Raw genomic sequence first — 20758 nt, 5'->3', positions numbered from 1 at the left:
GAACCAGCTATTCATTAATATATAGAAAATAATTAATTTAAAGAAATGCTAACACCCAACGTAAACGTATAAGCAGAAAGCTCATCGAGTCCAACCAACGAACTCGCTTCAGCGTATCCATACCAATCACGGTTAAACGCGCCGGAAAGTCCCAAGTGAACACGACCGTAAACTGAATCATCAGTATTGACGATAATAGGCAAAACACTTCCTGAGTTATCCGACTGAAGCTGGCTAATAATACGCTCCGAACCACTATCTATATCGTAATGCACGTAGCCCCTGATATAAGGCTGGAAAACTCCTAAGCTTGACCGCAATGGGTGGGACACACTCATTCCGGCAATAACCATAGTTGACTCAAGGTTATTAATATTATTAACTTTAGAAATAAGGTAATTAGAGTTACCCTTTGAAGGGCGTTCTGTATAACGTTCAGTATCAGACAAGGTGTACTGGATGCTACTCTCGAATGCTACATTAAGATAATTAAAATCTACGACATAACCGCTCCCCAGTGAGAACACCCAAATATCTGAATCAGCTTCATTCGTATCATTAAAGACACTATCACTATAATGGCGAATTCGCCGCTCTATATCCGTATCCATCAACGCATAACTGGCCGTAAAGTCAACGAACCAATCGTCATGGAAATAACTGAAATACCCTGATGCAACCAAACCATCAATTTCATTTTCTTCATGCTCGCTTTCCACTTCATTAAATGGCAAACCAAGAGCAACGCCAAATAAATAATGGTCATTTAAAAGATAGTCGCCACCCAGTGTCACCGAGTATCCATCTATTTCAGAATTAGCATCATTCAGAAAGTAAGCCTTATCATTAGCTGCGCTTATGGAATTAGAATCCAGCCGAACATATGCCCCTAGGCGAGAATAATTTTGCTCACTTAAATACCCATCTTGATATAACGTCAATTCAGATAATTGGAAATTTAAGCCAAATGGTAATGTCTTCTGTTTAGCGGCAAAACGGAGGTTACTGGCACGCTGAACCATCTCATTACCACTCAAGCCGCGAAAGTTTGTCAACGAAGCAGAACCAGAAGCGGCATGGGAAAGCTCACCTTTACCCAGTTTATCGCCTCTTACGTTACTCGCCAATGTCATCAACTCCGAAATAGCATCATACACTTCATCAGAAATCATATCTGTTATTGTTTCTGAACTGTCTACCTCAGTAGCATAAGCACCTTGATTAATTACGATTGTGCCTATAATAAGAACAGGTGTAATGACAGTGATCCGCTTTGTTATTATATCCATAAAGCCCCCAAAAACTGCCGTTCATCGCGCCCTATAATTCATTATTAATGTCTAGCAATGGGCACATAGTTCAGTATAGGAACCTGTGCAATATCACCCTGTCGCAAAAATAACCATATTGGATATTTTTTACGGTTAAAAAATTATTAAAAGGAAAAACGAATACCATCTTTAACTAAAATAATGATACTCAGTTGAAATATTGAAGGTTTTATAGATACCTTTAACTAGCTTATCCAAATATTGTATGGCAGTATTCGAGAGTAAAAACTAATGATTATAAATAAATCAGTCGGTTATTTTTACCTACTGAAAGCAATCCAAACAAAGTCACTTTCACTTGAGCAAAAAGAGCATGTCCGATCATCAAGACGCGACCCGCATGGTAAAGCTAGGCAAAGCTATATACTTTGACTGCTCAACTAAGCGCCTCACCTCCAAACAACATACAATCGACCTGAACCGGGCAGAGAGAGAGGTTTTATACGCCCTGATCATCAACTCGCCTCGTATGGTTTCCAAACCAGATCTACTGGCCGCAGGCTGGGTACGGAAAAACGTTACTAAGACATCGTTATTCCAAACAATCAGAAACCTCAGGATAAAACTTAAAGAAGAAGAAAAAGGCCAGATAATTGAGCTAATCCCAAAATTGGGATACAAAATCAAAATAACGCCATACGTTGAACCTCAACCATCAACGGAAGTTACAGCCACTGGTTTATTACCGAATTTCCCAAGAAAAAAAAGTATTAAAAAATCAAAACTATCAATTTTGGCTGTCGGCGTTTTGTTATTTATTGTCTTCAGTTTAGCAGGCTATTTATATTTACAACCGAAAGACTTTGTTCACAAAGTTGTTAATAAAGATAATAACAACACCGTTATTTTATTAGCTCAAAACGAAAAAGACCTTGAATTTCTCCAAAATCGAACAAATCAACATATTTCACCTAGTGTATTGAAAGATAAATTATTTTTCATTGCTAAGACGCAAAATTACTACTCTATTGCATTTTGCGACAAAAACAACCAAAACACCTGTGAACCTAACTCTGCCCGAGCATTAACTTTCAAGCATATGGATCTCACTTCATTTTGGCCTCTCATGACAGAAGAATCATTATCAATTGGCTGTATGTCTGTCTTTAATGACGATATCACTATCACGTCTTCAGCTAAATCGTACAACTTATTCTTAGAGAACGGTAAAGTCTCTCCAAATTTATCCCAGTATTTTGTTCATAAAAAAGACAATAACTACTGGAACTTCACCGGGATCAGCTATCGAATGAACAATGAACAAACAGAGTTCGTTCCGGTTTCATTCAAAGGCGGAGAATTTAGGCTAAAAGAAACAAACGTAGAACCGTTTATTGCAGTGACAACCACAACACCGGAATACTTTTACTGGATCAAAACCAAGGAAGAACTCACTGAGATGAATATTCAGCTTCCAAGTCAAATGGAAACCTATTTCGACGGCTTATACAGACAAGCCATTGGCTATGATAGCTTTATGCTGTACCGTCAGGACGGACTGTACCTTTGGTTCTCCAACGCTGCTGGCTTTTATTGGTTCAACAAACAAGGCTCAGAAACCTCAGACTTTCCCGAATTCAGCACCATTGCCAAATGTAAAAACTTCCTCCGGTTAAACCCTAATCCCGAATGTAATTGACCCCTCAGCTCCGGCTAGCTAATAGCCGGAGCCTACCCTCTCCAAACTAATCCCCTATTGGTTATACCCAAACAAATTGTTAACCTAATGTAATATTATTTGTTGGGAGAAATCCGATGAATTGGATAAAGCAAGGATTGTTCATTATATTCTTCAATTTTCAGCCATTCTTTAATCTGGCTTTCCCTATGATGTTCGGGCTTTGTCTACTAGGTGCTAGTATGGGATTGCTCCTGAAGATCCCCCCCTCAAATGTTCAGGAATATAGTGATCTCATCAGCTTAGGTTTTATCGTTTTAGCAGGCTACCTTGCCACGATAAAACACTATTACCCTCTGATTTTAGCCTTTGCAGATACTCGTCGTAATCAAATCGTTATCCCATTACATACAAAAAGAGGCATCAAATGATGCCTCTTTTTAGTACTTTCAGATGTTCTTACTAGGTACGGTAAAGCACCTTGATGATATGATAGCCAAACTTGGTTTTAACCGGACCAATTGGCTCTAGCACCTTACCAGTAAACACTGCTTTATCAAACGCTGGTACCATCGCACCTTTACGGAACTCACCTAGGTCTCCGCCACGCTTGCCTGAAGGACACGTTGAGTGCTTCTTTGCAAGCGTTTGAAATTTAGCGCCTTTTTTTAATTGCTTCAGAATGTCATCTGCTTGTTCTTTGTGCTTCACCAGAATATGAAGCGCTGCTGCTGTTGAAGCCATGATAGCAAACCTAATCTAACTATAAATAAATCGCGGAAAGTGTGCGACAAATCCCTTTAAGTAGCAAGAACAATTAAAAATGCCAGCCTATATTCGGCTGGCATTGATAAAAACATAGGAAGAGCTTAGCGACTCGATCTCAATCACTTACTGCATCTTAAAGATTTGCGATGTTTCCAAATTTGTCATCTGACGGATCTGACGCCATACGAAGTAAAAAATCCCCATCATCATCGCCATAGAAGGAATCGCTATCATCGGGTAGCTCATCAGCGTCAATTGACCTAACTCCTCGTTAAAAGCTTGCGAACCGGACGGGCTGGTCACAATCATCGTCGCCAACACGTAATTCATAACAGATGAGAACACAAACGTACTAGCAAACAGATAATTAGACCTCAACAAACACTTGTCAAAGTCAGCTTGTCTACCATTCTCAGTTAGCTTTTCTTTAATAAGCGATAAATTTAACACTGCGTCATTAAACAGCATCTTGCTAACAACTGGATATTTGGTAAAGGTTGAAATGAACACAGCCAAACCGATTAAACCCGGAATTAACGCTTCTTTTACGGCTAACCATTTTGTATCTAGTTCAAGTAAACCGATACCGCCCGTTAGAAGCACACTGACAAAGCCAAGCAAAGATATAAAGTTAAATTTCTTAAACTTGATTAGCTCATAGCCACCAAACACTACAGGAAATGCTAAAGCGACAACTAGCGCGCCTACCGATCCTAACTGCTCCTCACCACTCATCTTCATGAGTACGATAGAAGGAACAATCACGTTAAAAATCAAATCAGTAAATGGATTCGCTTTCTTCTCTACCATAATCTCTTCAAACGTTACTTAAAAGTTAATTCCCGACCATTGTTCCGCGAATTGACCCATCTGTAAAGAGTCTTACTCTTACAAACTGTAAATTGACATAACAAAGCAAGATATTCTGCCTGTTTAGCCACCTGCAAATTCACCAAACCTCCCCCATACTCAATCGACATAGCAAAAACAAATCAGAACAACTATGAAGAAGCAAGGAGTGGAGTAATGACCAAGCCGATTATAGCCAACAATCAGCCGATAAAAGTTAGTCTAGAACAAGATAAGGAATACCACTTTTGCACCTGCGGACGCTCATCTAACCAACCTTTTTGCGATGGTTCTCATATTGGAACAGGCCTCACTCCAAAAGCTTTCAAAGCAAATAAAACGGCAGATGCCTATTTATGCGTTTGTAAACATACCAGCAATGCGCCTTTCTGCGACGGTACACATAAAAAATTCTCTGCACCCGATGTCGGGCAAGAAGGTCCAGGCGTCACGACGCCATCAGAAGGAATGCCTATAGCCTCACCCACCAAAGAAGAACCAAGCGTTGCTTTTATACATCAACTTGCGCGTGAAGGCCTGTCAGAAATGGGGCATCATGGCCCCATGATAGCAATGGGAGTCCCACGCTATCAGCTACCTGACTGGGATGAGATTCAGATCATGGTCGCTCAAATGGCGACAAGACCTTTATCGGAGAATACCACCGTAGGAAAAGAGTTAGTGATCGGTCCCAAAGCTCGAAAGCCCGTTGTCTTGGATATTCCCTTATTGATTTCTGACATGAGCTTTGGGGCGCTCTCCGAGGAAGCGAAAACTGCGTTAGCTACAGGTGCCGAATTAGCCGGTACTGGTATTTGCTCCGGCGAGGGCGGAATGCTTGTCGAAGAACAACAAGCCAACAGCCGTTATTTTTACGAACTTGCCAGTGCAAAATTCGGCTATCACGAAGAGCTGCTGCATAAAGTCCAGGCTTTTCACTTCAAAGGCGGCCAAGGAGCTAAGACAGGAATAGGAGGACACCTTCCCGCAATCAAAAATACTGGCAAGATAGCCCAAACTCGCTGTCTTAAACCCGGTACAGACGCAATATCTCCCCCAACTTTCACCGATTTAAAAACGGTGAAAGACTTCGCTGAATTTGCCAATAACGTCCGGGAAATCACAAACGGAATCCCTATAGGTTTCAAGCTCAGTGCCAACCATATCGAACGTGATATCAGCTTTGCCCTTGAAGCCAGTGCTGACTATATCATCCTCGATGGCCGCGGTGGCGGAACTGGTGCAGCCCCACAAATATTCCGGGATCATATCAGCGTTCCCACTATTCCGGCCCTTGCCAGAGCCCGGTATTTCCTCGATAAACAAGGCGTATCAGGTGATGTAACTTTGATCATTACAGGAGGTCTTCGCACACCAACGGATTTTGTCAAAGCATTGGCCCTGGGTGCCGATGGCATCGCCATCGCCAACAGCGCTATGCAATCGATAGGCTGTGTATCTGCTCGCATCTGTAACACCAATAACTGCCCTGCAGGTATCGCAACTCAAAATAAAGACTTACGCCAAAAACTCAATCCGGAAAAAGCCGCCAAGCAACTATCTAACTTCCTGAACGCCTCTACAGAACTGATGCAAGTATTAGCAAGAGCCTGCGGTCATTCACATCTCAACCAATTCAACAAAGATGACCTCGCTACGTGGCATCATGACATGGCACGTCTTGCAGGTATCGAATACTCCGGCTTTAAACAAAGAGATTGAAAATTATATTCTTCCACTCGACAATTCGCCTGGCGGGAAACTACCTTTACCTTCAGCTAACTCACTATCGATAAAAGAAATTTTCCTAATATTCTGGTAGATTGTTACCCACACGGGTAACTTATACCAAACAAAACAATAACCTAGCCTGTTTGGTTTACATGGACAAAGGATTCTACAATGCTTGATGCAGCTAATACTGCCCTCGTCATTATTGACGTTCAGGGCAAACTGGCCCAAATCATGGACCAGAAAGATACTCTGTTTCGCAACCTGGAAACGATTGTAAAGGGAGCAAAGGTTCTCGAACTTCCCATCGTATGGGTTGAACAGATTCCGGATAAGCTTGGTTCGACTATTCCGCAAATCTCTGATCAACTACAAGATCATCAGCCTATCGCTAAAAACAGCTTCAGCTGCTACAAATCATCCGAATTTGTTACTGCGCTTGAAGCAACTGGCTGCAAAAACGTTATAGTGGTTGGTATCGAGGCACATATCTGCGTATACCAGACTGTTCGACAAATGCTTGATGCCGGTTACCATGTCGAAGTGATCAGCGATGCAGTATCGTCTCGAAATGCATTAAACAAAGAAGTGGCATTAAACAAAATGCAAAAAGCCGGTGCCGAGCTTTCATGTACCGAAATGGTGCTTTTTGAATTACAGGCCGTAGCCGAAGGCGATCGCTTCAAACAAATCCTAAGCATCGTTAAGTAATACCAAACTAAACAATGATTTGATACAACAAAGCCGATGAGTAACCATCGGCTTTGTTATCTTTAATCAGTGTCGACATTCATCGAGACAAACCGTTATCAATGCTAACTAAATTGAATAGCCAACACCCGCACAATATGATGAGATAAAAATCAGTCCCAGCGCAAATGTCATTACATTCAACACAGGCTTACTCTTCGTCAAGATAGGCATTAACCAGACACCAACAGCAGCCAATAACAGTCCCAGGCTAAAAACATGAGCCACAAAAGGCCCAATCTCATCATGTATTTCAGCTCGCGCCGCCAAATCGGCTAACTGAGGAACACCAGTCAGAAAACAGACAACACCAATAATAGCGCCAAGACGTGGCAGGTACTTATTCACCTCATCCACTTTATGTTCAGCCCTAACCAAAGACGCATGAGCAAGCAAAGCACCACCGCACAATGTTGTTGCAATGAAATGAGCAGCAACAAGCCATTGTTCACTACGCTGAACCAAACCGTGGCCAAGATAAACCAAACCGCTAAGTACCACAACAAACAGCATTACCTTTCTAAGCTTGTCACTTCCCAGCAACGCTTTTTCAGCAAACCAATATAGCAGAGCAAGCACAAAGAAAATGGTGACTAGCATAGCCTCAGAGCTAAAACTATAAACTGAGTGGATTTGTGACAGCATTAAATTCACTTCCCTTAAAATCAGTGAAGCGAATAACATAAGCCACAAGACAGGCATCGTCCGATGCAGGCGATCACTTTGCCCAAAACACAATTTTCCGCTAAAAATCACGGTTCCCAAAATCAAAAATGCACCAATCGACAACTGGGCAAATACACTGGATAAAATAAATGGCCAATCAAACCAAGCCATGGTCTACCTCTTCTATTCCACTAAAGGCACCAGCCTCAAGAGTTCGGATAATTATTCTTAGATATGAAAAGCGCGTATTGTGCCTGAAGCAGAACCAATCTGCCAGACTGAGACCAGTCACAGATAAAATCAGAGCTCGAAGATAAAATACAGTCCGAAAAGTTGACTAAAACAACATCAATCGCTATCTTATTTTCAATTGAAAAATAAGTGAGTGAAATGTGCTTATTTAGGTGGGAGTATTGTGACAGCCCCATCGTCACCAGGCTTCTAATGTTACCCTGATTGATTAAGCAGAGATGCCTATGTTTGCAATTACCCATGTTGATGTATTTGATGGCCAAAGCACCCAAAAGAATCAAGCAATACTTGTAGAAGGCGATACCATCCATGATATCGTCCCAATGGAAAAAGCCACGTTGCCAGAACAGACATTTAATGGCACAGGCCTTACGGCAACAGCTGGCTTCATAGATATCCAGCTTAACGGTTGTGGTGGCGTACTGCTAAATACCGATATCCAAAAGAAAACACTGGATATCATGAACCATACCAACCTTAAATATGGAACCACCCAATATCTACCAACCTTCATCACGAGCGGTAATGACTCCATGCGTAACGTGATCGACCTCATCGGTGATATTGAAAATAGAGCGGCTGACGGTATCCTCGGCCTGCACCTTGAAGGTCCATTTATTAGCAAAGAAAAAAAAGGGGCGCATGACCCAATCCACATTCGGCACCTGGATGAAATGACAGCTTACTACCTGGCTGATCATGCAGACAAAATTAGCATCGTCACCCTTGCGCCGGAAAATACCTCTCAATCTGTTATTGATATCCTCAAAGAAGCCGGGATAACTGTCTCACTTGGCCACACCAACGCAACTTATGACGAATTAGAGGCTAAAGTGGGTCTTAACATGGCTACCCACTTATACAACGCAATGTCCTCTTTCGGCTCAAGAGAGCCAGGGGCGGTCGGCTATATCTTCGATAAAAAACCTCATGCCGGAATCATTGTAGACGGTATTCACTGTGCCTATGCATCCGTTCGTATCGCCCATGAAATCCTAGGTGAGAAGTTATTTTTAATTACAGATGCGGTTACCCCGGCCGGTACCGATATCACCGAGTACGATATGGCTGGCATCAAGGCCTTCGTTACCGACGGTAAATGTCATTTTGAGGACGGTACTATCGCTGGCTCTGCTATTACCATGCTCGATGGCATTCGAAACTTGATCCAATATGTCGGGATCAGCCGTGAGGAAGCACTTCGAATGGCAACCCTATATCCGGCAAAAGCATTAAATATTGATAACAAATATGGAAAACTCGTTTCCGGATATAAAGCCAACATTACGTTACTTTCAGAAAACAATGATATCCACAGCGTCTACCAAATGGGTGTAAAACGAATTTAAGTTATTAAGTAACCTTTAAAATCAATCGCAAGCAATATGTATGTTTCTTTGCTTGCGATATATTCCCAACAACAAAGAACTGCCACAATCAAAATATAATCATTAAATTAATCACATCCATATAAAAACCATTACCATATGAAAATTCAAACAACTACAAGAGGTAAACTTCACTTACATAGTCAACTTTAGCCCCCCCTCAAGCTTTTACGTAAACAAGCCATTGCGCAACCAAGCCCTCATGCAAAAAACATCACATCCCAACACGTAAGCTAGCCCACACCTCATACAAATACATGCTTACAGTGCAATTTACAGTCAACTTACACTACAACCATGAACGAATAGCAACCAATCACTCTTCACTCATGAGTACATAACACCAATTTCTCAGCAACCACGACACTATCAAATTATTATTTCACAACTCATTAAACTTAATTCCATTTAATGAAAAATATAAACCAATGATATATCGGCAATAAAACACCTCACATAAAAATAAAGAATTAAAAGTCCCTAAAAAAGTCAAAACTCATTCAACTTAATACAATAAATTTGTGCTATTGATATTAGAAAACGTAGTACTTTTGTGTCATCATCCGCGCGAAACATTGGTGATAGATATATTAATAATCACCTTAATTCATACCAATATAAAACACCATTATAATTAGCAAGGATGGTTTGATGAATAAGAAGTATTTAGTCATCGCGCTTGGTCTTTCCAGTTCCATGGGACTAGTGGGATGTAACGATGATAATAACAGTGGCAACTCAACGGTTAATCCAGCAACACCTTCCACACCAGCGACCTCATATAGCGTTACCGCTATCGACGGCTACCTGAAAAATGCTCAAGTCTGGCTAGATCTTGATGGTGATTTCCAATTGGATGAAGGTGAACCATCTGCTATTACTGGTGATGGCGGTAAAGCTGATCTTGATGTAACCGGTATCAACAATCCGAAGAGCTACCCAGTCATTGTCCGCTCAATCAAAGGTAAAACACTTGATGAAGATACGGGCAATACCGTCGCAGCCGATTACGTAATGTCTGCACCAGCCGGAGAACAACACGTAACCCCTCTTTCCACACTGGTCCACGTTCGCCTCGAAACCAATAGCTCACTGGATAAAGAACAAGCCATTGCAGAAGTTGCAAGCGAGCTGGGTATCGATGACAAAGAAGTCTTGGGTGACTTCATCGAAGAGAAAAACAGCGAAGCCGCGTTCGGTGCCCGTAACCTTGTTTCCGCCGGAATCCTGCCAAAAACCCCAGCTGAATTAAAAACCGAAGCAGATGAAAATGCCCCAGGCACATTACTCTCCAAAGCAACAACTGCCAACACCACCATCAAAACATTCGTTGAGCAAAAAAAACAAGAAGCCCAGGAACAAGGTGAAGAGCTGGATCTTAGCAACCAGCTAATGGATAAAGAAGGCAACATTGTTAGCGATAACGACGCTGACGGTGTTCCAAATACCGACGACTTTGCACCAGACGATCCTGAAGAATGGCTTGACTCTGACAGTGATGGTACTGGCGACAACGCCGATAGCGATGACGACAACGATAACACTCCTGATGAACTTGACGCCTTTCCATTCGATCCAACCGAAACCATCGATACTGACGGTGACTTCATCGGTAACAACGCCGACAATGACGACGATAACGACCGCGTTCTGGATAACGACGATGCTTTCCCACTAGATAGCACCGAATCTCTCGACTTTGATAAAGACGGAATCGGTAATAACGCTGATACGGACGATGACAACGACGGTACCGAGGATAAACACGATGCCTTCCCGTTTGACCCGACTGAAACCATTGACACTGATGGCGACCAAATCGGTAATAACGCAGACACAGATGATGACAACGACAATGTTATCGATACCGAAGACTCATTCCCGCTAGACAGCTCTGAAACAACAGATACAGACGGCGACGGTATCGGCAACAACCGTGACACTGACGATGATAACGATGGTATCGACGATGAAAACGATATCGCACCAACCGATCCTAATGCTGGTTTATCTGACATCGCCAAAGTCATCGCTTTCTTCCAGGAAAGTGGCAACATTTATGTTCCGTTCACTGATGGTAATGATCAAGAAGGAGAGAAGCTGGTCGTTGAAAAATTCACCATTAACGGTACTGATGCTAGCCTTGCAACACGATATGTTGTTAATGCCGATAAATCTCTCTCTGAAAACCCGTCATCAGAGCATACAGAAGTGCTCATGACCGCCAACGGCTGGACAACAATTGCTGACCAATTTGCTGTCAGCATGAGCGACAATCGTATCACTGTCTACCCGGCCAATGCTCCTGAAATGACTTATACCGCTTCCGGAGCCGTTAAAGATCTGACAGAACAGCTTATCGCCAGCAACAGTGGTGAATGGGGCGAGAAAGTCAACCAGCAAGCTCACTACCCTCAAGGTGCAGCTGGTGCTGTATTGACCTTAACTGCAAACACCGACATGTACGAGCTGGACGATCACTCTCCATGGTTCTGGCATGGTAACAACGGTCAGGATGACGGCCAAAATGCAATTTCGTTAACTGAAATTCAATCAAGTACAGCAGCCGGAAATGGTGCGCCTGTAAGTACAACGAAAGGTATCTCCCTCGGTCACGAAATTGGCGTTGAACTGGTTCAAGACGGTACAGCCAACTACTACAACTGGCAATGGCAACAAGGAACGGTTACTCTGGTTGGTTCTAACAGTTGGACCATGAAAACCATCAATGGTGAAGAGATTCTGGAATTCACCGTCCCTGAAGCCGTTATCTCACAATGGGGAAATAACTGGAACTACGACACCCCTCACCTGCTGCTTTCAAACCATGATGGCAAAATTCGTTTCGGCTCATTCACACCGGCAGGTACAACCGAAGACGATGACTCTGCCCTACTGCTGAACAGCATTGCGTACAACGCAATGCTAGAAGCGGTTGATATGTCATCTGCTCCGGCGTCTCTGAAAACTTGCACGACAGGTGACAGCTCAGAAAAAAGCGCTGCAACCAAGGCTGATTTCGAACAGGCTCTGACTGACTGCGGCGGCGTATCAGAACCGATTTCAACTGAAATGCTCACCGGCAAAAACTTCCACCGCGTCAACAGCGAAGGTGAAAAACGAGATTATACCTTTAATGCAGACGGTACAGTTTCTGTTTACAAAAATAACGTGGAAGCCTATAAGCAAAACTGGGCAATTAATGGAAACTATGTTGTTCTTACTGAGACCTGGGGAGAAAACGGCGAAGCAAGCTCTGAATGGATCTGGGCACTGCTTGACCGCAATGACTCACAATGGTCTGTGAAGTTCTACGATAGTGAAACCTATCGAAACGAGCAGAATAACCTGGTTACCGAGAACTATGTCTGGTCTACCGTTTTCGACCTTCAGCCAGTAAACACAGCGCCTGCGTGTAATATTCAGGAAGTCGAAACCGGAGCAACACTTGAAGGTTTCAATACCCAACTGGCAGCATGTAGCGATACATTACCAACTGTAAGTTATGCAAATATTGCCAACGGAGCTCTGACTCGTGTTAACAGCACTGACCAGGCCCGTGCGTATGTCTTCCACAGTGATAATACAGCAACCTATTACAAAAACGGTCAGCCTAAGAGCCGAATCTGGAACCTGGATACTGAAGGTACACTAAAAATCGCAGCAAATGAGACGGCTGAATTTTATGACCTGTTACGTGTTATTAATGAAGGCTCTGGGGAACTGGAATTCGCAGTATTCAGCAACGAAGACAATGCTATCTGGAAAACCAATTACAAGGATTTCGATCCAAATATCAATCTTGTTGAATGTGAAGTCATGAACTCACCATGGGATGATGCGAACAATCGTCCGCTGGTATTCAGCAGTTACGAGGAATTCAAACAATCAATTATTGAATGTCAGGCCATTCAAAATGGTACAAGCGACACCCGTATTGCTAAATTCAGCACCGATTTCATCGGCAGTGGAATTGTCCTTGCTGCAAGCAGTGACAATGAATATGAAGAATATCGCCTCAATGACGACGGAACAGGTACTTATACCTTCCGTGATGAATCCGAGAATGGTACTGAACAGCTAACTTGGTCAATCCACGAAGACAGCATCTTAAAGATTGAAATCAACTTCACTGATGTAAGCGGTGTTGCCCATACGGCTAACGACTACCTGGCGATTATTTCAACCAATGGTATCCAGTTCAGCCTGAAGATATTCAGCCAAAGCACAGAATGGCAAAGTGTGAATCCGAATGGCGGTGGTGATCTGTGGGGCGGTGTATTTAGCTATCCGGAAGCAAAATAATCCCGGCAAGACAAACCACTTAGCACGTTCTTGACAAGCTATTGGCAAGTTAAGATAAAAAAATGCCAGTCAGAATATCTGACTGGCATTTTTTACAGCTATAGGTCAAGCGCAACAAATAAGAATAGTAAATGCACAAAAGCGACTTTAATGCTCGCCCTTATTATTAAACTTATAAATCATGCGGTTTTTGCTATAAGCTTATTCTTCAAGTTCGCAGCAAAATCCCTACCCATTTGAAATTCACGCAGTTTCGAATACAGGTAAGTAACAACGATAGAGAAAAACAGGTAAGACAGTGAAAATACAATCGGCGAATTAATCACATTGGCTTCCAGACCCCACATAACGCCAGTGATAGTAACCCCCATCTTCGCCATCATACCCATAAGCAGCATCAGTAAAGCTAACTGCGGGTATTGCGTAGAACAACGAAATGCCAGCCAATAACCGGTACCAACAGCTACAGCAGCAATCCCAAACCCGGCCATAAACGAATGAAAATGCTCACCAGAAAGTACTCCACCGAGAGACGAAATCAGAAAAATCAAAGCGAACTTCATAAACACACCTCAGCATGACTAATGAGAAAAAGATTATTTCGATCCATATCATCGTTGACATATCTATTTTTACACTTTTCACACTTAATTCATACTTGCGCAATATTCCCGCAGCGAATAATTAATACGCAAACTTCAGGCGCTTACATGTTAAAACGCCATAAGGTCTTGTATTTTAATGAAATAGAAAACATAGCATTACAAATATGTTGGACACAGCTGAAATTGTAAGAAATCTTTTCAAACACGCGATTGTAAAAATTTGTGCTAAAAAAAGCGGACTGTGCTCGTCACAACCAGGATGAGAAATCGCAATTCGAAGATTTTAAATTATTAAATATGGAATTTAAGATTTAACAAACAACATCATCGTTATCAGACAAAAAAATATATCTGAACGCCGAAAAAAACGTGCAATTCCAAACCGCACATAAAAAAACACCCGGTTAAAACCGGGTGTTTTCATCAGTATCAAGCTCTAACAAGACCTGCGTTATGCTGTCAGCACATCTTCCAGCTTCTCAATTTTCACTGCCGCGACCTTAAACTCAGGGATCTTAGCGTGTGGATCCGTGGCCGTAATGGTCAGACGGTTAGCAGGTGATTCTGCGAAATGGAAAGGTACAAAAACTACCCCCTGCTGCATTCGCTTGGTAACAAACGCAGGTGTATCAATATAACCACGACGAGTCGATACCCGAAGCATTTCGCCATTACCAATACCTAAACGCTCAGCGTCGGCAACCGAGATCATGGCACGCGGGCCTGCCAGCTTATCAAGACCTTTTGTCTTGCGGGTCATGGTGCCGGTATGGAACTGCTCCAGCAGACGACCTGTCGTCAGAACAAGCGGATACTCGTCATCCGGAAGCTCAGCGGCATAGCGGAACGGAATCGCGACCATTTCTGCCTTTCCACGCACAAACTGCTGCTCGTGCATAATGCGTGTACCTGGATGCTTTTCATCCTTACACGGCCACTGAATGCCTTCACTACCGATTCGCTCCCAGTGAATACCTGCATACTGCGGTGTCAACTGTGTGATCTCTTCCGTGATATCCTGAACGGATTGATAATCCCAGTCGCTGCCCATGGCATTGGCGATACTCTGGATAATCCACCAGTCTTCCTTCGCTTCTCCCGGCGCTTTAACCACAGGAGAAATACGCTGAACACGGCGTTCTGTATTGGTGAAGTTACCCGATTTTTCAGCAAATGAGCATGAAGGCAGAACCACATCAGCATACTGGGCGGTTTCTGTCAGGAAAATATCCTGAACGACAAGGAAGTCCAGCTTCTCGAGTCCTTCAATAACATGCGCCTGATTCGGATCACTCAATACCGGGTTTTCACCCATGATGTACAAGCCCTTCACCTTATTATGACAAGCAGCATCAATAATTTCAGTCAGAGTCAGCCCAGACTCTGAAGGCAGATCAGGCTTATTCCACGCCTTAGCAAACTTAGCATGGACATCAGGGTTATATACCTTCTGGTAACCCGGCAAGCTATTCGGCAAGGCACCCATGTCACAGGCACCCTGAACATTAGACTGACCACGAAGCGGGTTAATCCCTCCACCCTCAATACCCAAGTTGCCACAAAGCAGCTGCAGGTTAGCAATTGAGCGCACATTATCATGACCGGTAGTGTGCTGAGTGATACCCATTGAGTAGTACACAGCCGTACGGTCAGCCGTGCCGATCATCTCGGCCATTTTGATCATATCGCGAGCTTTAACACCCGTGATCAGTTCAACTTTATCCGGTGCATAATCATCAGACATTACCTCGGCTTTCAGCTGTTCATAACCTTCTACACGTTCAGCAATGTATTGCTCATTTTGCCAGCCGTTCTTAATGATTTGCTGCATGATACCGTTCATCAACATCACGTCCGTACCCGGGCGGTGCGCGACGTAAAGCTCGGCATATTCAGCCATATCAATACGCTTAGGATCGGCAACAATCAGGCGAGCGGTTCCCTTTCGGATTGCCTGCTTGATATGCGAAGCAATGATCGGGTGAGCCGAGGTGGTATCAGAACCGATAATAAACACCAAATCAGAATGTTTAATACCTGGAATATCATTGGTCATCGCCCCGCTACCCAGCGACGCTTCCAGACCGGTTACGGTAGATGCGTGGCACAGACGAGCACAGTGATCAACGTTGTTGGTACCCAGCTCACGGCGAATGAATTTCTGGAATGCGAAATTATCTTCGTTCGTAGTCTTCGCAGATGAGAATCCAGCCAACGCATTTGAACCATCTTGTTCCTTGATGCCACCAAGCTTTTCAGCCACCAGCGAAAGTGCTTCATCCCAACTTGCGGGCTGCAACTCACCATCTTTACGGATAAGCGGAGTATTCAGACGCTCAGGACTATGAATGAAATCAAAACCGAAACGACCTTTCACACATAGCATGCCGTCATTCACTGGTGAATCTTTAGCACCTTGTACATAACGGATCTCATTACGGCTCTCATCCACATACATGGTGACCTTACAGCCGACACCACAGTAGGTACAAATAGTATCGACAGGCTTAAGCATTTCGATACGCCCCTGTGATTTATCTCGAGCATCAACCAACGCACCAGTCGGGCAAACCTGAACACAGGCACCGCACTGAACGCAGTTGGAATCGCCCATGCTATAACCATTTTCGAAACCAGGTCGGCATTGCGGACGGTTAGCACTGCTGCCATCCGGTTTTTTCATAAAGCTCAGCGCACCATGAACGGCATTCTCGTTGCAAGCCTGAACGCACTGACCACAGCTAATACAACGGTTAGCATCAAAAACAATAAATTCAGACGAAGTATCGACACAGAATTTCTGACGGTTTTCCATATCAAAGTCGTTATTATCAACTTTGTATTCCGTCGCAAAGTCACGTAGCTTACAGTCGGTATTGGCCTGACAGCCACACTCCAGGCAACGCTCTGCTTCACGAATCGCTTCTTCATTAATGAAGCCTTTTTCAACTTCATCAAAACTCAGCTCACGGTCTTCAAGGCTCAACTCGGGCATGACTGAACGCATCGCCTTTTTAAGGTTGGCAAAATGCTGAGGATCAACTTGCTTAACTTTGGCTTCTTTCTGGGAATTGAACGGCTTAACCGGAATCTTCTCCATGTCACCGTTAAAGAAACGGTCAATAGCTTCGGCTGCTACACGGCCATCAGCAACCGCTTCAATCGCAGTAGCCGGACCACGACGGAAATCACCGATACTGAAGATATTTTCATGGCCAGAATGCATCGTGCCGGCATCAGATTCCAGGGTTGCCCAGCGCGTCAGCGGCAATTCGATATTATCATTATCAAGGAATGCCAGATCTGGCTTTTGCGAAACTGCAGCAATCACAGTGTCGAAATTTTCTGTGAAATATTCGCCTGTCGGCTGAGGACGGCGACGACCTGATGAATCAGGTTCACCGAGCGCCATTTTCTCCAGTTTGACTTCGCATACCCGGCCATTTTCATCTGTAATATTTTCTACAGGGTTGGTCAGGAAGTGGAATTTCACCCCTTCATGCTCAGCTTCTACGATTTCATAATCTTCAGCCGGCATCTCGTCGCGGGTTCGACGATAAATAAGTGTCGTATCTGCACCATCTCGTACAGCAGTACGGGCACAGTCAATTGCGGTGTTACCACCACCAATCACAGCCACCTTCTTACCTGTGGTGTACTGCTTCTCGGTGACATAATCTTTTAGGTAATCCACACCCAGGTAGCAACCATCAAGATCACTACCTGTATAATTCATTTCAACGGCTTTCGAGGCACCGACAGCAAGACAAACGGCATCATACTCTTTCACCAGTTCAGACAACAGAAAGTCTTTACCCAGCTCTTTACCGGTTTCAATCGTCATACCGTTACGACACATCAACTCAACTTCTTTATCGAGGATGGCTTTTGGCAAACGATATTCAGGAATACCATAACGAAGCCAACCACCTGTTTCCGGCATCGCCTCGAATACAGTGACACTGTAACCCTCGTTACTCAGATAATAGCCACAGGTCAAACCACCCGGGCCACTACCTATAATAGCAACCGACTTATCCTTGGCAGGCTTACGTTCAGGAACATACTGCTCCTGCGCTTCCAAATCAGCATCAGCAGCATGGCGTTTCAGCTGACGGATCGCCAATGGTTCATCAACAAGACCACGACGACACTCCGCTTCACAGAAAGCCGGACAAACACGACCGATAGAAAGCGGCATCGGCAGTGTTCGTTTAATCACCTCAATCGCTTTTTGGTGATCATTCTGAGCAATGTGATACAGGTAGGACTGAATATCCACCCCAGCCGGACATGCTGTCTGACATGGCGCTTCACAGTCGGCATAATGATCCGACAGGATGCGGTTCAGCGCCTTACGGCGATCCGCCGCCAACGCTTCACTCTGAGTGGTAACCTTCATTCCTTCATAGGGTTTAATTTCGCATGCACGTTGTACGCCTTGTCCTTCGACTTCGACGACACACAACCCGCAAGGTACTTTTTCTCCATCTTTATTCAAACCGCATAAAGATGGGATCTCTATCTGGCATTGCGTCGCGGCTTCAAGTAACGTCTGCTGACTATCAGCAGTTACTACCTGTCCGTCTATTGTGACATTTTTCATAAATTGCCTCATTCTGTAACTCGGCGCGGCATCAAGGCAAACAGTAATACGATAAAAGCAATTTAATGCCTGAATTCATGTATTAGCTAACTTCTTGTTCATAGGGGAAAGCCAGGTACAGCGCTCAAGGATGATCAGTAGGAAATCATCATTTTTCTTATCCCTCCAACCTAGCAGAGCCAGAATAAAATTCCTTGATTTGGAGCACTGTAGAGAATTATTTTTCGCACGAAATAAAGTGACAAATATGTTGTATCTATTTAATTAGCTAAATCATACTGAAATTTATTTAAATTTTCTGTCACTTCGTCTCACATATAACTCCAAAGAGGTAAAAACAACGATTTCACTTGTTTCTTCTAACCTCAATCAAAGGTGAACCAACCACTCATCACACTGAAAGAAGCAAAAAAAACATAGCTGAGCTCAATCCGAGTAAACTCTGCATAAGAGAAATAAATCGATAGCAATCACATAGTTATTGAAACCAAGAAGATAAAGCCATACATAAGACGTGACTTTGCACCTTTATCCAGCATATAATTCGATGATAATTTTAATAATTTCTTGAACTTCCGGGCGAAATATGGCCAATATTCTCGATTCTGTTGATCTGCGTACTCAGCTTGTTGGTGAAAACCGACTCGAATTGCTTATCTTCAAACTGAACACATCTCAATTATTTGCCATCAATGTTTTTAAGGTTAAGGAAGTCGTAAAACTCCCTAAACTAAATAGCTTACCCGGTTCGCACCCCAATATTACAGGCGTCGCCAATATCCGAGGCCAGTCTATTCCTGTAATAGATCTTCGCCAGGCCATAGGCATGCGCCACGTAGAAGGCAGCGGCGAAAGTAATATGATTATCACCGAATACAATCGCTCTATTCAGGCGTTTCTTGTCGGTGAAGTCATGAATATCGAAAACCTGACCTGGCGTGATATTCAGCCGCCACCAAAACAGGTTGGTCGTAATAACTACCTGACAGCACTGACTAAACTACAACGTGACGGTGTAGATCGTCTCGTCAGTATTATTGATGTAGAAAAAGTCCTGTCAGAAATCATCGAATACAACGTACATATTTCTGAAGATGTATTAGACGACGAAATCGTCAACCACTTCCATGGTCGAAAAATACTTATTGTTGATGATTCATCGACAGCCCGAGCTCAGATCCGTGATACTTTATCCCAGCTGGGACTAGAGATCATTGAAGCCACTGATGGCCTAATGGCACTGAACTTGCTTAAGAAATGGTGCGATGAAGGCAAAAACATCAACGATGAAATCCTGATGATGTTTACCGATGCCGAAATGCCGGAAATGGATGGTTATAAGCTGACTCATGAAATCCGAAACGATCCACGAATGAAAGATATTCACATTGCGCTGAATACTTCCCTGAGCGGCAGTTTCAACGAAGCCATGGTGGAAAAAGTCGGTTGCGATCGCTTTATTTCGAAATTCCAGCCAGACTTACTGGTTGAAGTCGTGCAAGATCGCTTACGCCAAGTTCTTTAAGCCTTTTCTCTCAATAAAAAGAACTCGCCTTTCGGCGAGTTTTTTTCTATCTGCATTCCACCCTCCTAGCAATATATCAGGCTGAAATGAAGTACAGACACTTTCAGCAACACTGTTAGCCAATAGCGCTCATCCCAAATCATTCACAGCCTCCTTGTCATAACCCGTTTCTAACTCATTCCATGCCTTAAGTGTTTCACCATGCAAAATATCAATCTGCTGCGCTTTTACATCTTCTGCCCTGAGCGTTAACTGCAACGCCAGCAAAAACATGATGAGGATAGGAAGCACCCAACCGGGCGCTCCACTGTTATTGTTTCTTGTCATCACTGTATCCTTGCCATTGGCTTTAGCCATATGTCAT

At 43.5% G+C, this 20758-nt stretch carries 14 protein-coding genes; 7 read left to right on the top strand and 7 right to left on the bottom strand.

Going from position 1 to position 20758, the window contains the following annotated elements; all coding sequences use genetic code 11:
* Positions 1-32: 32 nt before the first annotated feature.
* Positions 33-1289, bottom strand: coding sequence for an autotransporter outer membrane beta-barrel domain-containing protein (locus Q0852_RS01225; RefSeq protein ID WP_299013099.1), 1257 nt, complete (start codon positions 1287-1289; stop codon positions 33-35).
* Between the two features lie 355 nt (positions 1290-1644).
* Here Q0852_RS01225 and Q0852_RS01220 point away from each other — a divergent pair, with 355 nt between their 5' ends.
* Entirely contained in the window at positions 1645-2970 is a 1326-nt protein-coding gene (locus Q0852_RS01220) for a winged helix-turn-helix domain-containing protein (protein ID WP_299013098.1), read from the top strand.
* 116 nt (positions 2971-3086) lie between these two features.
* Positions 3087-3380 (top strand): hypothetical protein, encoded by a 294-nt coding sequence (locus Q0852_RS01215; protein WP_299013097.1) that lies wholly within the window; start codon positions 3087-3089, stop codon positions 3378-3380.
* Between the two features lie 31 nt (positions 3381-3411).
* Here the strand turns inward: Q0852_RS01215 and ppiC are convergent, their stop codons facing one another.
* On the bottom strand, positions 3412-3693 hold the full coding sequence (ppiC, locus tag Q0852_RS01210; RefSeq protein ID WP_299013095.1) for a peptidylprolyl isomerase PpiC: 282 nt from the start codon (positions 3691-3693) through the stop codon (positions 3412-3414).
* A 147-nt stretch (positions 3694-3840) separates the two neighbouring features.
* Positions 3841-4527: a VC0807 family protein gene (locus Q0852_RS01205; RefSeq protein WP_299013094.1), complete on the bottom strand. Its 687-nt coding sequence runs from the start codon at positions 4525-4527 to the stop codon at positions 3841-3843.
* Between the two features lie 216 nt (positions 4528-4743).
* On the opposite strand from Q0852_RS01205, the gene Q0852_RS01200 reads away from it, so the two are divergent.
* Both Q0852_RS01200 and Q0852_RS01195 read left to right on the top strand, forming a co-directional pair.
* Complete coding sequence (locus tag Q0852_RS01200) at positions 4744-6288, top strand: glutamate synthase-related protein (protein ID WP_299013093.1); 1545 nt, start codon at positions 4744-4746, stop codon at positions 6286-6288.
* A 180-nt stretch (positions 6289-6468) separates the two neighbouring features.
* Entirely contained in the window at positions 6469-7008 is a 540-nt protein-coding gene (locus Q0852_RS01195) for a hydrolase (RefSeq protein ID WP_299013092.1), read from the top strand.
* Positions 7009-7116: 108 nt separating this feature from the next.
* Here Q0852_RS01195 and Q0852_RS01190 read toward each other — a convergent pair whose 3' ends face one another.
* Positions 7117-7884, bottom strand: a complete 768-nt coding sequence (locus tag Q0852_RS01190) for a DmsC/YnfH family molybdoenzyme membrane anchor subunit (protein WP_299013090.1) — start codon at positions 7882-7884, stop codon at positions 7117-7119.
* Positions 7885-8189: 305 nt separating this feature from the next.
* Between Q0852_RS01190 and nagA the strand changes: the two genes are divergently transcribed.
* Together nagA and Q0852_RS01180 are read left to right on the top strand one after the other, a co-directional pair.
* Entirely contained in the window at positions 8190-9314 is a 1125-nt protein-coding gene (nagA, locus tag Q0852_RS01185; RefSeq protein ID WP_299013089.1) for an N-acetylglucosamine-6-phosphate deacetylase, read from the top strand.
* 690 nt (positions 9315-10004) lie between these two features.
* The gene (locus Q0852_RS01180) at positions 10005-13658 is read left to right on the top strand and encodes a hypothetical protein (protein WP_299013088.1); all 3654 of its coding nucleotides are present in this window, start codon (positions 10005-10007) and stop codon (positions 13656-13658) included.
* 179 nt (positions 13659-13837) lie between these two features.
* Here the strand turns inward: Q0852_RS01180 and Q0852_RS01175 are convergent, their stop codons facing one another.
* Positions 13838-14221: an NADH:ubiquinone oxidoreductase gene (locus Q0852_RS01175; RefSeq protein WP_299013087.1), complete on the bottom strand. Its 384-nt coding sequence runs from the start codon at positions 14219-14221 to the stop codon at positions 13838-13840.
* A 493-nt stretch (positions 14222-14714) separates the two neighbouring features.
* Complete coding sequence (fdhF, locus tag Q0852_RS01170; RefSeq protein ID WP_299013086.1) at positions 14715-18869, bottom strand: formate dehydrogenase subunit alpha; 4155 nt, start codon at positions 18867-18869, stop codon at positions 14715-14717.
* A gap of 586 nt (positions 18870-19455) precedes the next feature.
* Here fdhF and Q0852_RS01165 point away from each other — a divergent pair.
* Positions 19456-20394, top strand: coding sequence for a chemotaxis protein CheV (locus tag Q0852_RS01165; RefSeq protein ID WP_299013084.1), 939 nt, complete (start codon positions 19456-19458; stop codon positions 20392-20394).
* 129 nt (positions 20395-20523) lie between these two features.
* Here Q0852_RS01165 and Q0852_RS01160 read toward each other — a convergent pair whose 3' ends face one another.
* Positions 20524-20751: a hypothetical protein gene (locus tag Q0852_RS01160; RefSeq protein WP_299013083.1), complete on the bottom strand. Its 228-nt coding sequence runs from the start codon at positions 20749-20751 to the stop codon at positions 20524-20526.
* Positions 20752-20758 lie beyond the last annotated feature (7 nt).

The organism is uncultured Photobacterium sp. (assembly GCF_947502415.1).
In the GTDB taxonomy this organism is placed as follows: domain Bacteria; phylum Pseudomonadota; class Gammaproteobacteria; order Enterobacterales; family Vibrionaceae; genus Photobacterium.
This window is presented reverse-complemented; position numbering and strand designations above follow the sequence as displayed.